Source organism: Brevundimonas aurifodinae (genome assembly GCF_040195595.1).
GTDB lineage: Bacteria > Pseudomonadota > Alphaproteobacteria > Caulobacterales > Caulobacteraceae > Brevundimonas > Brevundimonas aurifodinae.
Genome location: NZ_JBEGDD010000005.1, coordinates 191451 through 204922 on the forward strand (window position 1 = coordinate 191451; position 13472 = coordinate 204922).

At 64.7% G+C, this 13472-nt stretch carries 13 protein-coding genes; 6 read left to right on the forward strand and 7 right to left on the reverse strand.

All coding sequences use genetic code 11. The features are described 5' to 3' along the window. The first annotated feature begins 19 nt into the window (after nucleotides 1–19). Genes trbK-alt through ABN401_RS07900 form a run of 6 tightly spaced genes read left to right on the forward strand, consistent with a single transcriptional unit; the run spans nucleotide 20 to nucleotide 4811 of the window. Nucleotides 20–346, forward strand: coding sequence for a putative entry exclusion protein TrbK-alt (gene trbK-alt / locus ABN401_RS16355; RefSeq protein WP_432763531.1), 327 nt, complete (start codon nucleotides 20–22; stop codon nucleotides 344–346). Continuing rightward, complete coding sequence (trbL, locus tag ABN401_RS07880; protein ID WP_349684290.1) at nucleotides 346–1662, forward strand: P-type conjugative transfer protein TrbL; 1317 nt, start codon at nucleotides 346–348, stop codon at nucleotides 1660–1662. Before trbK-alt ends, trbL begins: the two co-directional genes overlap by 1 nt. Continuing rightward, nucleotides 1662–2345 carry a conjugal transfer protein TrbF gene (trbF, locus tag ABN401_RS07885; RefSeq protein ID WP_432763532.1) on the forward strand — a complete coding sequence of 228 codons (684 nt, stop codon included), beginning with the start codon at nucleotides 1662–1664 and terminating at the stop codon, nucleotides 2343–2345. Before trbL ends, trbF begins: the two co-directional genes overlap by 1 nt. Further along, nucleotides 2345–3346, forward strand: a complete 1002-nt coding sequence (gene trbG / locus ABN401_RS07890) for a P-type conjugative transfer protein TrbG (RefSeq protein ID WP_349684292.1) — start codon at nucleotides 2345–2347, stop codon at nucleotides 3344–3346. The genes trbF and trbG overlap by 1 nt, the downstream gene beginning before the upstream one ends. Then, a complete protein-coding gene (locus ABN401_RS07895; protein WP_349684293.1) occupies nucleotides 3343–4563 on the forward strand; it encodes a TraB/TrbI/VirB10 family type IV secretion system protein in 1221 nt (406 codons plus the stop codon). The genes trbG and ABN401_RS07895 overlap by 4 nt, the downstream gene beginning before the upstream one ends. A gap of 8 nt (nucleotides 4564–4571) precedes the next feature. After that, entirely contained in the window at nucleotides 4572–4811 is a 240-nt protein-coding gene (locus ABN401_RS07900; protein ID WP_349684294.1) for a DUF2274 domain-containing protein, read from the forward strand. Here the strand turns inward: ABN401_RS07900 and ABN401_RS07905 are convergent. The 7 genes from ABN401_RS07905 to ABN401_RS07935 all read right to left on the reverse strand — a co-directional run bounded on the left by ABN401_RS07905 (nucleotide 4793) and on the right by ABN401_RS07935 (nucleotide 13397). Continuing rightward, the gene (locus tag ABN401_RS07905) at nucleotides 4793–5698 is read right to left on the reverse strand and encodes a LysR family transcriptional regulator (protein ID WP_349684295.1); all 906 of its coding nucleotides are present in this window, start codon (nucleotides 5696–5698) and stop codon (nucleotides 4793–4795) included. The two genes, ABN401_RS07900 and ABN401_RS07905, sit on opposite strands and share 19 nt — an antisense overlap. 3 nt (nucleotides 5699–5701) lie before the next feature. Next, the gene (lldD, locus tag ABN401_RS07910) at nucleotides 5702–6892 is read right to left on the reverse strand and encodes an FMN-dependent L-lactate dehydrogenase LldD (protein ID WP_349684296.1); all 1191 of its coding nucleotides are present in this window, start codon (nucleotides 6890–6892) and stop codon (nucleotides 5702–5704) included. Continuing rightward, a complete protein-coding gene (locus ABN401_RS07915; protein ID WP_349684297.1) occupies nucleotides 6889–7536 on the reverse strand; it encodes a 2-dehydro-3-deoxy-6-phosphogalactonate aldolase in 648 nt (215 codons plus the stop codon). The genes lldD and ABN401_RS07915 overlap by 4 nt, the downstream gene beginning before the upstream one ends. Next, nucleotides 7533–8429 carry a 2-dehydro-3-deoxygalactonokinase gene (locus tag ABN401_RS07920; protein ID WP_349684298.1) on the reverse strand — a complete coding sequence of 299 codons (897 nt, stop codon included), beginning with the start codon at nucleotides 8427–8429 and terminating at the stop codon, nucleotides 7533–7535. The genes ABN401_RS07915 and ABN401_RS07920 overlap by 4 nt, the downstream gene beginning before the upstream one ends. Continuing rightward, a complete protein-coding gene (locus tag ABN401_RS07925; protein WP_349684299.1) occupies nucleotides 8426–9301 on the reverse strand; it encodes an SMP-30/gluconolactonase/LRE family protein in 876 nt (291 codons plus the stop codon). The genes ABN401_RS07920 and ABN401_RS07925 overlap by 4 nt, the downstream gene beginning before the upstream one ends. After that, complete coding sequence (locus ABN401_RS07930; protein WP_349684300.1) at nucleotides 9301–11010, reverse strand: sodium:solute symporter family transporter; 1710 nt, start codon at nucleotides 11008–11010, stop codon at nucleotides 9301–9303. The genes ABN401_RS07925 and ABN401_RS07930 overlap by 1 nt, the downstream gene beginning before the upstream one ends. Before the next feature lie 71 nt (nucleotides 11011–11081). Continuing rightward, the gene (locus ABN401_RS07935; RefSeq protein ID WP_349684301.1) at nucleotides 11082–13397 is read right to left on the reverse strand and encodes a TonB-dependent receptor; all 2316 of its coding nucleotides are present in this window, start codon (nucleotides 13395–13397) and stop codon (nucleotides 11082–11084) included. Between the last annotated feature and the right edge of the window lie 75 nt (nucleotides 13398–13472).

Here is a 13472-nt window from a genome sequence, read left to right on the forward strand (position 1 = left end):
GGGACGCCGGCTCTCCCGGATGGCTGCGCGCGACCCGCGAAGACTTCTTCGCGTGGTCGCCATGGCCGTGGTCGGCGTGACCCTGTTTGCGACCGGGCTCTGGATCCTGAGCGACGATCCGGGAGCGGCGGGAGGGTCCGTCGTAACGGGCCAGGCGACCTCCGACGACCCGGTGCGGGCCGGTTTGCAACGGTGCAACGACCTGGGATCCGCCGCCCTCGACGACGCCGGATGCCGCGCCGCGTGGGCCGAAAACCGGCGTCGATTTTTTGGGTCGTCGGACTCCCGTAATCACCCCGGGCGGACCCCGTCTCCCGCCATGCCGACGACCCAGGAGGATCGGTGATGGAGGGGACGGGCGTCATTGACCGATTCCTTGAGGTCTTCACCCGCTACATCGACAGCGGCTTCGGCCTTTTGCAGGGCGAAGTGGCATGGCTCGCCTCCACCCTCATCGTCATCGACGTGACGCTTGCGGCGCTGTTCTGGGCGTGGGGCGCGGACGACGACATCCTCGCGCGGCTGGTCAAGAAGACGCTGTTCGTCGGCGCCTTCGCCTTCATCATCGGCAACTGGAACAGCCTTTCGCGCATCGTCTTCGAGAGCTTCGCCGGTCTAGGCCTGCAAGCCTCCGGCGCCTCCATCAGTCAGGCCGAATTCCTCCGTCCTGGCCGTATCGCCCGGGTTGGGTTCGACGCCGGCCGGCCGATCCTGGAGTCCATCAGCGGGCTGATGGGCTACATCTCGTTTTTCGAGAACTTCATCCAGATCGTGGTCCTGCTGTTTGCCTGGGCCGTCGTCATCCTCGCCTTCTTCATCCTGGCGATCCAGCTCTTCATCGCCCTGATCGAGTTCAAGCTGGCGACCCTCTGCGGGTTCGTCCTCGTGCCGTTCGGCCTGTTCAACAAGACCGCCTTCATGGCCGAGCGTGTGCTCGGCCTCGTCATCAGCTCGGGCGTCAAGGTTCTGGTCCTGGCCGTCATCGTCGGCATCGGCACCACCCTGTTCGGCGAGTTTACGCAGGGCTTCCAGGCCGAGCCGACTATCGAAGACGCGATGACGCTTGTGCTGGCCGCACTATCGCTACTGGGTCTCGGCATCTTCGGTCCCTCGATCGCCAATGGCATCGTCTCGGGCGGTCCTCAGCTGGGCGCGGGCGCGGCTGTCGGTACGGGCCTGGCCGCTGGCGGTGCCCTCCTGGCCGGTGCAGCCGGTGCCAAGATGGCGGCGGGCGCGGTTGGAGCCGCCGTCTCCGGCGGGGCTTCAATCGCGGGCGGTGCCTCCGCCGCCTATCAACTCGGCAGCGCCGCTAAGGGCGGCAGCGTCGCGGGCGGTCTGTCCGGCGTCGCCTACGCCGGAGGGGCGGCGGCGAGTTCACCTCTGCGCGGGGCTGCCGCCAACCTCGGTCAGCGTTTCCAGTCCGGCGGCCGCTCCGCGTTCGAGGCGACAGGCGGCGCCATCAAGGGCGGATCGGGTATGGGCGGATCGGGCGCTGGCTCGGCCGCGAACGACGCAGTGTCGTATTCGGGCGAGCCCGCCTGGGCCAAATCCATGCGCGAGCGCCAAGCCGCCACCCACGGCGTCCAGACCGCCCTCCATGCCGTCAAGTCCGGCGATGGCGGCGGCGCAGGTTCATCCGTCAGCGTCCGGGAAGGTGAGTGATGCTCTTCAAACGATCTTCGATCCGCTACGGCCGGAGCCCCGTGCCAGAGACACCCTACCAACGGGCCGCCCAGGCTTGGGACGACCGCATCGGTTCGGCCCGGGTCCAGGCCCGCAACTGGCGGCTCATGGCGTTCGGCTCGCTCATCCTGTCCGGCGGTCTCGCCGCCGCCTTGGTGTGGCAGTCGGCGTCCGGCACCGTCGTGCCCTGGGTTGTTCAGGTCGACCGGCTGGGCGCCACCCAGGCTGTCGCACCGGCCGAGGTGGACTACAGGCCGACCGACCCGCAGATCGCCTGGCATCTGGCGCGTTTCATCGAGCAGACCCGCTCGATCCCCGCCGATCCGATCGTGCTGCGTCAGAACTGGCTCAGAGCCTACGACCTGACGACCGACCGTGGGGCCGCCGCGCTGAACGACTATGCACGGGTCAACGACCCGTTCGCCCGCGTCGGCGAGGACCAGATTGCGGTCGAGGTCTCCAGCGTCATCCGGGCCTCGCCCAGCTCGTTCCGGGTGGCCTGGATCGAGCGCCGCTATCAGGACGGCGCCCTGGCCTCGACGGAGCGCTGGACCGCGATCCTTACCATCACCATCCAACCGCCCCGTGATGTCGAGCGACTGAAGAAGAACCCGCTCGGCGTCTACGTCCACGCCCTCAACTGGTCAAAGGAGCTCGGCTGATGCGACGCCTGACCCTTCCGCTCATCCTGTTGTCGTCGGTCTCGTTGTCGGCCTGCGCTCATCGCTGGACGCCGCCGGAAATCGCGCTCGACACGCCCGCACCCGCCGAGCCTGCGGTTCTCGCGACCGAGCCGCCTCGCGCCGTCGAGATCGTCGTCATTCCGGAGCCCCTGCCCCTGCCAGGCCAGTTGCAGGCCGTCCCGCCTCCAGTGAGCCCGCCGACCGAACCTGCTGATCCACGGCGGCGCGTGGAAAGCGCCAACGGCGAAGCGCGCGTCGAGCCCAGCCGAGCCGGCTTCTTCAACGCCGTGCAGGTCTATCCATACTCTGAAGGCGCGCTCTACCAAGTTTACGCCGCCCCCGGTCAGGTGACCGACATCGCCCTTCAACCCGGCGAGCAACTGGTCGGGGCGGGGCCGGTCGCGGCCGGCGACACCGTTCGCTGGATCATCGGCGACACGGAGAGCGGGACCGGCTCCACCCGCCGTGTCCACATCCTGCTGAAACCCATCCGCGCCGACCTGCAGACCAACCTGGTCATCAACACCGATCGCCGGACCTACCACCTCGAACTGCGGTCGGCCGAGCGCACCTACATGGCCTCGGTGTCCTGGTCCTACCCGCAGGACGAACTGATCGCGCTGCGCCGTCAAAACACCGCAGCCGAGGGCGCGCAGGTCGCCGCAACGACCGATCCGGTCGGGCTCGAAAACCTGAACTTCCGCTACCGCATCGAGGGCGACCGGCCGAGTTGGCGACCGGAGCGGGCGTTCGACGACGGACGTCAGGTGTTCATCGAGTTTCCAGCCGGCATCGCCCAGGGCGAAATGCCGCCGCTCTGGATCATCGGCGCCGAGGGCGAAGCCGAGTTGGTCAACTACCGCGTCCGTGGCCGCTTTATGGTGGTCGACCGGCTGTTTGGCGGGGCCGAACTCCGGCTTGGCAGCGATCGTCAGCGGCGGGTCCGGATCGTGCGCACTGACGGCAGGCCGGCGTCGTGACCGACACCCGGCCTCTGGATCCGATCCCTGAACCACGGCGCTCCGAAGCCGACATCGCGCACGAGCTGCGGCTGCATCCCGAGCGTCCGCGCGTCGTTCGCCTCTCGCGCAAGGTGCTCGGCGTAATGGCTGGGGTGTCCGCGCTGGCGCTCGGAGGAGCCTTGATCTGGGCGTTGCAGACCGACAGCCCGGAACCACAGCAGGAACTGATCAACACTGACAATCGGACGCCGGCCGAAGGCCTGTCGCGTCTGCCGGCCGACTACGCAGGGGTGCCACGCGACGTCCCGCAACTCGGTCCGCCTCTGCCTGGCGACCTCGGCCGACCCATGCTGAGCGCGGGCGTCCAGCCGGGTCCCATGCCCGGCGCACCGGTTGCGACCACTTCCCCTACCGACCCCGTGGCGGAGCAGCGAGCGCAGGAGGCTCAGAGGCGCGCGCAGGAAGTGGAGTCGGCCCGGTCGAGCCGCATGTTTACGGCGGAAACGCGCGCGCCGACCGCCGCTACGCCGGCCCCGAGCTTGTCAGCCAGCCTGCCCCCGAGCCTTGGCGAGGCCGCCGCTTCGTCCTCGGAGGGAGATCGCCGGCTCGTCTTCCTCAATCGACCCGCGGACGGCCGCACCGCGAGCCTCGATCGCCTGCAATCCTCGCCCGGTCCTTATGTGCTTCCGGCGGGCAGCGTGATCCCGGCCGCGATGATCACTGGCCTCCGATCGGACCTGCCCGGCTTTGTCTCGGCCCAGGTCACTCAGAATGTCTATGATGGCCCGACCGGCCGCACCTTGCTGATCCCTCAGGGCGCACGACTGATCGGCGAATACGATGCGCAGATCTCCTTTGGTCAGTCCCGGGCGCTGCTGGTGTGGACTCGTCTCATCCTCCCGAATGGCCGATCGATCACGCTGGAACGGCAGTCCGGCGCTGACGTCGAAGGTTATGCCGGCTTGGAAGATCGCGTCGACAACCATTGGGGAGCCGTGTTCCGGGCCGCGCTTGTCTCAACAGTGTTGAGCGTTGGCAGCCAGGCCGGTTCGACCGACGACGAGGACGACCTGATCCAAGCGCTTCGTCGCGGTGGATCGGAGGGCGTGAGTCAGGCCGGTCGTCAAATCGTCGGCCGCTCACTCGACATCCAACCTACCCTGACCATTCGGCCAGGGTTGCCAGTCCGGTTGATCGTCACACGTGATTTGGTGCTTGAGCCCTATTCGAACTGAGGAACGTCATGTCCAAGCTCAAGCTCGGATCGATCGTGGAGGAGAAAGCCGTCCGGCTAACGATCGATATCCCTTCAGCCGTTCATAGAGATCTGGTCGCCTACGCCGCTTCTCTATCGGCAGAAACGGGTCAGGCTGTCGACGCCAGCAAGCTCATTTGCCCGATGGTTGTGCGATTCATGGCGTCCGATCGCGCCTTCTCAAAAGCCAGGCGTGCCGCAGCCGATCATCAGGCGCGGTCTGCATAGCGACTCTTCAGCAGGGACCAGAAACGCCGTAACGATGGATTGTCATTGGATGGATCGCGGTATGCGGTGAGGTCAATCAAGACGTCACTGGGTTCACCTTCCAAGGGGCGCGCGACCACATTGTCCGGCAAATTGCCGACGTCGGATTCAAGTAAGATCGAGTTGCCGAAACCCATACTGACGAGGGAGAGGATCATTTCTCGACTGATATGGTGTGCCCGTTGATTATCCGGCTCAACACCGATCATCCTGGCCAGGAGTGCCGAGGCTGCAGGACCTGCGCCTCGGGTCGAAACCACGACGGGCTCGTCAACCAGGTCTTGAGCCTGTGCTTGGGACCGAGAGGCGTGTCGGCTGGAAACGTCTGAAACCACAAAAATCTGCTCGGACCAAAGACGGAGATGTTCACCGAGATCCGCTTGTTGGGGGCCTAGTAGAAAAATCAGGTCGATCGTTCCGAGGGTGAGGCCCTCGATGAGCCGCCAACGGGCACCTTCGACGAACTCCAAATCGACGTCTGGATGCTCCGACTGAAACGCGCGCAGGGCTTCGCGAAGGCGTCCCGCTGAGAGCGAGGTGTAAAGCCCAACAGTGACTTTACCCGTCCGTCCTTTGCTTGCGCGCGAAGCGTGCCAGCAGGCTGAATCGAATATTCGCAGGCCGTCGCGTGCCTGCCTAAAGAAATGCAGTCCGGCGTCCGTTGGCCTGAGTCCGCGAGTGGTCCGGCTGAAGAGCGACACCGTTAATGTGTCCTCTAGCGATCGAAGCCTTTGGCTCGCGGCGGCTTCGCTCATGCCTATCGACAATGCCGCTCTTCGCAAACCGCGATGCTCGACAATAGCAAGCGCGAGACGCACGGACAGAAGGTCTAAATCTGTCGATGCCACTGCTCAAAGACCGGTAGGCCCAACAGCATGAGCGATCCGATGGCTAGCTTCCGCTGAACCAACGCGAGCGAGCGTAGTCGCGTCGATTTCGTCGATACGCTTCACTCCGGTGAGAGACATAGCGACCCCGATCTCGCTCCGCATTGAGTTGAGCATTTGGGAAACGCCGACTTGTCCTCCGGCCGCCAATGCAAAGGCCCACGCCCGCCCCAGTAAGACGGCTTTGGCCCCCAGCGCGAGCATTCTGATCACATCGAGACCCGAGCGGACCCCAGAGTCCGCTAACACCGTCAAGCGGTCGCCAACAGCTTCCGCAATACCAGGCAGTACACTTGCGGTCGATGAAACGCCGTCAAGTTGACGCCCTCCGTGATTGGATACGACGATGCCGTCGGCCCCAAGGTCCGCTGCGGCGCGTGCGTCCTCCGGGTCAAGGATGCCTTTGATGATCAGGGCACCATCCCAGTGTTCGCGAATCCAATCCAGATCTTGCCATCGAACCGAAGGATCGAAATTGGCTCCGAGCCATCCCATGAAGTCCTCGAGGCCTGAGGACGGACCTAGTATCGAAGCGACATTACCGAGCGTGTGAGGACGCCCCATCACCCCAACGTCCCAAGCCCATCGAGGGTGAATCATGGCCTGTCCGAACCTCCGCGCGGCGGCGTTCGGCCCAGACATTCCGGAATGCCGGTCTCGATACCGAGCCCCTGGGACCGGCATGTCGACCGTAAAGACGAGCACCTTTGCGCCTGCGTCCTTTGCCTGGGCTAGAAGGGCTCGCATGAAGGCGCGATCCTTCAGCATATAAAGCTGGAACCAGATTGCCCTATGACTGGCTGCTGAAACTTCTGCCAAGGGGCAGACCGACACGGTCGACAGACAAAACGGGACACCAGCAAGATCGGCCGCCCTCGCGGCCTGCGCCTCCCCACGGCGTGCGTACATGCCCGAAAGCCCAACAGGTCCGAGAATGACCGGCAGGGCGAGATCCTCACCGAACAATCGCGTGCTTGGGTTTACATTGGAAACGTCTCTCAGGACGCGCTGGCGGAGTGTGACCTCGGTCAGATCCCGAGTATTGGCACGTAGCGTCTGCTCTTCATTGGCGCCCCCGTCGATGTAGTCGAACAGGAAACGGGGAAGCCGCCGCCGAGCAGCCTCCCGATAATCTCTGGGGGACGCAATGATCATGATGGTCGATCACGCGCCGCAGGCGAGACTGTCGCGCGCCACGCGTCGACGAAAGAGCGCGCCCGTGCCTCGACGTCCGAGGCCGAACGGCCCGCCATGTAGAGCGCCGACCCCAGACCGAAGCCCGAGGCACCCGCGCGACGCCAGTCCGCCAAGTGCTGCGGGGATACGCCCCCGACCGGCAAGATCTTCGTCGCCGGCGGCAATACGGCTCGGACCGCCTTGAGTCCTGCTACGCCCGAGACTTCTGCGGGAAACAGCTTCAGGGCGTCCGCTCCGGCCGCGAGCGCCGCGAAGGCCTCCGTGGGCGTGAAAAACCCGGGCAGAGAATAGAGGTTCGCATCCTTGGAGGCCCGAATGACGTCCGGGTCAGAGTTTGGCGAGATGATCGCCTGCCCCCCAGCGTCGGCCACTGACCAGACCGCCTCCCCCGTGAGAACAGTCCCTGCGCCCACACCCGCGCGTCCGTCGAGGGCATCCCTGAGCCGCCGGATACTGACAAACGGCTCCGGAGAGTTCAGGGGCACCTCCAGGCAGAGGAAGCCGGCCGCCACCAGTGCCTCCCCGACCTCAACGGCTTCGTCGGGGGCAAGGCCGCGCAGGATCGCGACAAGTGGTAGGGCGTCGATCCTTTGAAAGCTCATGGCTCCGCCTTCCAGATGCGCCAGAGCCCGCGGGCGGTCGCCGACTCCGCGTCAACCTGTCGGCTCTTTGCGTAACCCGCGTGGTAGAGGACAAGGCTGTACAGATCCGCCAGTCCCGACTGCCCGACCACGATTACGTCGTCCTTCTGGTTCTCGAACGTGGCGGACGCCAAGGCGACCTCCGACCCTATGAGAAGCCCGGACAGATATTCGGCCGCCGATGCATCCGACAGGCGTTCCGCCAGACGCTCGATGCGGACGCTGAACAGCGTCGACGTCACCGCAGGATCCACCAGGCCGCGCTCAGCGCCTTTCAGGAATGGGGACCCTTTGCTGTAGCCCGAGGACAGGGCGGCTCCAAACAGCGGTGACGTCTGTATGGCTGCAAAAAGTTCACCAGTCGGATAGGTCTTGAGCGTCTGGATGTCTCCGCCTTCGACCACGATCCATTTGCTGTGCGTGCCGGGCGCGATGATCGTCGTTCTGGATCCGAGGTCACCCACTCCAAACACCTGGGTTTCTTCGCCTCTCATGACGTCCAGAAGCACGCCCCCAGGAGCCCATGCGACCCCGGGCACAATCCAGATGCCGGAACGCGCAACGGGTTTCGTGAGCTGGGACGCCACCTGTTCCAGCGACGCCGGACAGGGCTGATAGGGTGCTTCGCGCCAACCCGCCCGGGAGCCGGCCATGCCGCAGATGAGGGCTGGAAGCCCGGCCGCCATCCAGTCGCCGACCGCGTCCTGGAGGACGGCAGGGTAATCGCTCGACGTCAGCGCCCCGGCGCCGCGAGGATCGGATCGGCTCTCGATGACAGCGCCGTCCGTGCCGAGCAAATAGGCACGCAGGTTGGTCGTGCCCCAGTCCAGGCCGATCAGGACAGGCTCCGTCATGCCGCACGCACGGCATCGGTGACGAAGCGTCCCTCCGACAAACCCGGACAGTCGCTCTCGAACATCAGGACGGAGCCGTTGTGGCCCGACGTATCCCCCTTGGAAGCCGAGGTGACGAAGACCCAGGTCAGATCGGGGCCTCCGAACGCCAGGCTCGTCGGCTGGGTAAGGGGCATGGCTATGTCCTCCAGCCTCTGACCATCCGGATGGAAGCGGGCCAGCTTTGAACCGCCCCAAAGCGCGGACCAGAGGCGTCCTTCTGCATCAACGGTCGCTCCATCCGGCTTGCCATCCGCGACCTCGCACCAGAGTTCGCGCCCGCCAAGCCGACCGTCCAGTGCAAGCGGGTAGCGATAGATCTCGCGCCGTCGCGAGTCCGAGAAATAGACGGTGCCGCCATCAGGGCTGAAGGCCAGGCCGTTCGATACCAGGAATCCTTGGTCCATGACCTCGCTCGAGCCGTCGGGGCCCACGCGGTAGAGCGCGCCCAGCCGGTCGGCGGCGACGTCATCGTCCTCGACCATCGATCCGGCCCAGAAGCGGCCGGATCGATCGCAGCGCCCATCATTCAAGCGTCGTCCAGTACGACCCCGTTCCGGTCGCTCGAGCCACTCGATCGCCCCCGAATGCACATCCAGCCAGCCGAAGCCGCTTTCGAATGCTCCAAGCACGCGGTCTGGAGATCCGCTGATCAGACAGAACGAACCAAGGCGTTCGGAAAGCGCTGTCACCGCGACCTCGCCGGTGATGGGGTCGAGCCGTTTTAAGACCGCGCGGTCGATGTCGGTATACCAAAGGCGCTGGTCATCCTCGTTCCAGACCGGGCTTTCGCCCAACGTGTCACGGGTCTCGAAAACGGTCAGGAGCTTCATCAGGCGGCGAGGGGACGGGTCTTGCGGGCTCGCGCCCAGATGGCGATCGACAGCGCCATCAGGATCAGCCCAAAGATGGCGAGGGCAACCTGGTCTGTGCTGTTGATGAAGATGAGGGAGAGGACGACCAGTCCGGTCGCACCGAGCGAGATCCAGGTCACGGTCGTGGCAGCACTTCCCTCGCCCGCCGTCGATGCCTGGGATGGCGTATAAGTGTCGTAGCGACGCTGCGTCTCCGCCCAGCCGGCCGACGTCGACTTGCGGGTGAAATGGGCCAGCGACAGGATGATGGTGGGCAGGACCGCCCCCACCAGCACATCGACCATCCGGGGATTCAGGCGAACCCATTCGGCGGCGGGCATGAAGGGACCACCGAACGCCTTCAGCCCGAACTTCAGAAATACGCCGACGGCGAAGCTCGTTCCCGCCGTGATGAACACGTCGCGCAGGCCGATGCGCTTGCTGACGAGGCCGAACACCGTCGGCGCCAGGAGCGGGCCGAGAAGAAGACCGGTCAGGGTCAGCACGATCTGTTGGGCTCCGCCCATCAGGGGCACGGCGAGCGCGACGCCGAGCAGGAGAAGCCCCAGCAGGAACATCGACACACGACCGGCCCAAACCATCTGTTTGTCCGTGGCGGCCGGTGCGAAGAGTCGACGATAGAACTGCTCGGAAAACACCCCGGCGAAGACGTTGATCTGGCCGCTAATGGCGCTGGCCGTGGCGGAGAACAGCGCCGCCATCATCAAACCCAACATCCCGGTCGGGAGCACGAACTGGCTGGCCAGTATGTAGGCCTGCTCGGGGTTGGCTGAAGGATCAATCATCCGGTACATGAGCGACGGCATCAGCCAGATCGTCGGGCTGATCAGATACAGCCCGCCGAATAGATAGGCCGCCCACCGCGCATCGCGCTCCGTGGGCACGCACAAGAAGCGCTGGGCGAAGGCCCACTCCGCGCCGATGACGAAGAAGTGGACCAGCACCCAGCCGGCGAGAAACCACAGCGTGTACTGCTCCGAGAACGGCACGAAGAAGCCGGTCGGAAGCGTGACCTGCGGCGCGTCCTTCAGGGCGAAGAAGAGCAGCGGGATGATGAACAGGACGGCCAGTTGCAGCACGACGAACTGCAGGATGTCCGTCATCAGCACCGCCCAAAGGCCTCCAGACACGGTATAGACGATGATGATCGCCGCGAAGGCGATGATCGCGACCGTCAGCGACAGGTTGCCGGTCACGGGATCGCGAAGCGGATTGCCTTCCGGCAGGGGGATCAAGGTCACGAGCATGACCGCGACGGCGTAGAGGGCCACTCCGGACGATAGGGTCCGGATGGCCATCATCGACCAGGTGTAGAACTGGACCGCCGACGGGCCGAAGCGGAACTCGATGAACTCCGCCGGCGTGCTGATCCCGAGACGGCGCCAGTATCCCGCGACGAAGCGGCCGACGAGAAGGCCCGATAGGCCGATGCAGGTCACGATCGCGATCGCGACGACCCCCATCTGGTAGGCCAGTCCGCCCCAGACCACGAAGGTGCCGGCCGACTTTAGGGTCATGAAGCCACTCAGGCCAGACACCCACCACGGCGAATGACCACCGGCGGCGAACATGTCGCTGGACGTCTTGTTGCGCGAGAAGAAGACGAAGCCGATCGCGAGGGTGCCGATCAGATAGGCGATGAAGATGGCGTAATCGATCGGGGTCATGGGGCACTCAAGGCGGCGACTAAAGAAGCGGGCACCGACCGAAGTCGGTGCCCGTCAGGTGTTCCGGAGGATCAGAAGCGGGCCCGGAAGGTCACGCCACCATAGCGGTGGAAGTCGCGTGGCAGGTTCTGGACATAGGAGTTCGCCCCTCCTGATGCGCCATTCGGCACGATGTTCGAGACATACTGCTCGTCGAAGACGTTCTTGACGAAGGCGGTAAGGTCATAGCGCCCGTCGGCGAAGGAAACGCCTGCGGAGACGTCCGCGACACCATAGGCGTCCTGGCGCATGTTGGGGTTCTGGCTGATCTCGAAGATGATGTCGTCCTGCCAGCGATAGTCCATCTGCACGAAGCCCTCGACGTCCCCGAACAGCAGCCGCTCATAGCGTCCGCTCAAGGTGTAGCGGATGTCCGGGGCGACGATGAAGGGCTTGTCGTTGAGGTTCTGAACCGAGACGATCGCCGTGCCGAGCTGCGTGGGAACGCAGCCCTGGGCAGCTGTCTGACCCGAGTAGCAGGGGCCGTTCGGGATGTCCTGGAACGTCGCATCGAGCTTTGTCACGCCACCGTTCAGCGTGAAGCCTTCGAACGGGCGCGCTTGGAACTCGATCTCGAACCCAGGGATCTCGACCGTGCCGGCGCTGGTGATGAAGTTCAGCCCTACGGCGGCATTGTAGACCTGGGCCTGGTAGTCCGAGAACGTCGTCTGGAACGCGGTGACATTCAGCGTCAGGCGGCGGTCGAACAGCCGCGTTTTCAGCCCGGCCTCGATCAGCTCCGACGTTTCCGCTGGGGCCGGCTGGACGTCATACTGCGCCTGGGTCAGCCCGAGCGACGACGTGATGCCCTCGCTCTTGTAGCCGGTGCTGTAGCTGGCATAGGCCGTGACGTTCTCAGTGGCCTCGAAGGTGATCGCCGCCTTGCCGATCAGCGCCGAGTCGTGGAAGTCGAGATCGGGCGGCGTAAAGGCCGGGTTGGTCGCAGGCTGCGTGTCGCCGTTGAAGAAGGCCGAGACGGGCCGCGAGAATTTCAGGGTCTGGTCTTCCTCCAGATAGCGCAGGCCGCCCGTGAGCGTCAGCCGGTCGCCGAGGTGCCAGTTGGCCTGCCCGAAGATCGAGGCGTTCCGAGACTCCACGGTGGAGTCGCCCGTCAGGAGGCCATAGGGGCTGGTCCGGTTCAGGGTCCCGTCCGGGTTGATCGAGGTGATGGCCGTCGACGCCAGATTCAGGCCAGGTCGGTTCAGGTAGTTGTAGACGGAGCCGTCGAAGAAATAGGCCCCTATGACGAAGTCGAACACGTCCGACGCGGGCGAGGTGAGGCGGAATTCCTGCGTGGTCGTCTCGCTGGACTCGATGTTGAAGTTGGACAGGACGATCTGGGCCTGGGTGTCGTCTAGGTCAACGTCGCTGGTGTTGCTGAAGTCACGGACCGCCGTGATGCTGGTGAGCGTGAAGTCGCCGATATCGTAGTCGATCGTCAGGGACGCGCCGTAGTTTTCCTGGTCGACGAAGGGCACGACGTCGTTGTTGACCTGGTCATTGTTCGGTCCGACAGGCGTGCCCGTGTTTAGGGCCTTGGGGTTGTTCGTCGCGACGCGGAGCGGAAGGGCGCCCGCGCTGGAGTTCAGTTCGGAGTAGTCGGCCGCGAACTGGATGCGCAGGTTGTCGGACGGGTTCCAGGCCAGCTTGAGGCGCGCACCGTAGGCTTCCTGATCGTTGACGGTGTCGTTGGTGTAGAGGTTGGTGACGATACCGTCCTGGGTCCGGTAGAAGGCCGCCAGGCGGAAGGCCAGGGTGTCGCTGATCGGGGCCGAATAGGCGCCGTTGATGCGGTATTCGTTGTCCTGGGCGATCAGGCCGCCGATGTTTCCGGTGGGACCGCTGAAGCTTGGAGCCTGGGTGATGACGTTGACCACGCCGGCCGACGAGTTCTTGCCGAACAAAGTGCCCTGCGGGCCTCGCAGGACTTCGATCCGCTGAATATCGCCCAGGTCGCTAAAGGCGGAACCCGGACGTTGAAGCACGACGCCATCGACCACCGTCGACACGCTCGGCTCGATACCTGTCGTGAAGACGTCGGTGCCGACGCCCCGCACCCGGATCGAGTTATTGCGGAGCTCGTTGCCCGCAGCGAAGGACACGCTAGGGACCAGGGCCTGGAGGTCGCTGATGTCGGTCGAGCTGCGACGGGCCAGGGTCTGACCATCAACCACCGCGACGGCGACCGGGATCTTCTGGACGTTTTCTTCACGCCGCTGCGCCGTAACGACGATCTCATCGAGCTGGCTCGCTTCGTCCTGCCCCGTAGTCTGTGGAGGCATGGTCTGCGCCATCGCCGTCGATGACATCAGCGCGGCGAAAAACACGCCGAAGGACAATCTCTTCATTCTGGTCTCCCCTGGGTTCGGCCCTTTTTGGCAGGGCCCTGATAGGGACTATCATTCAGAATGAAACTTAGTTCC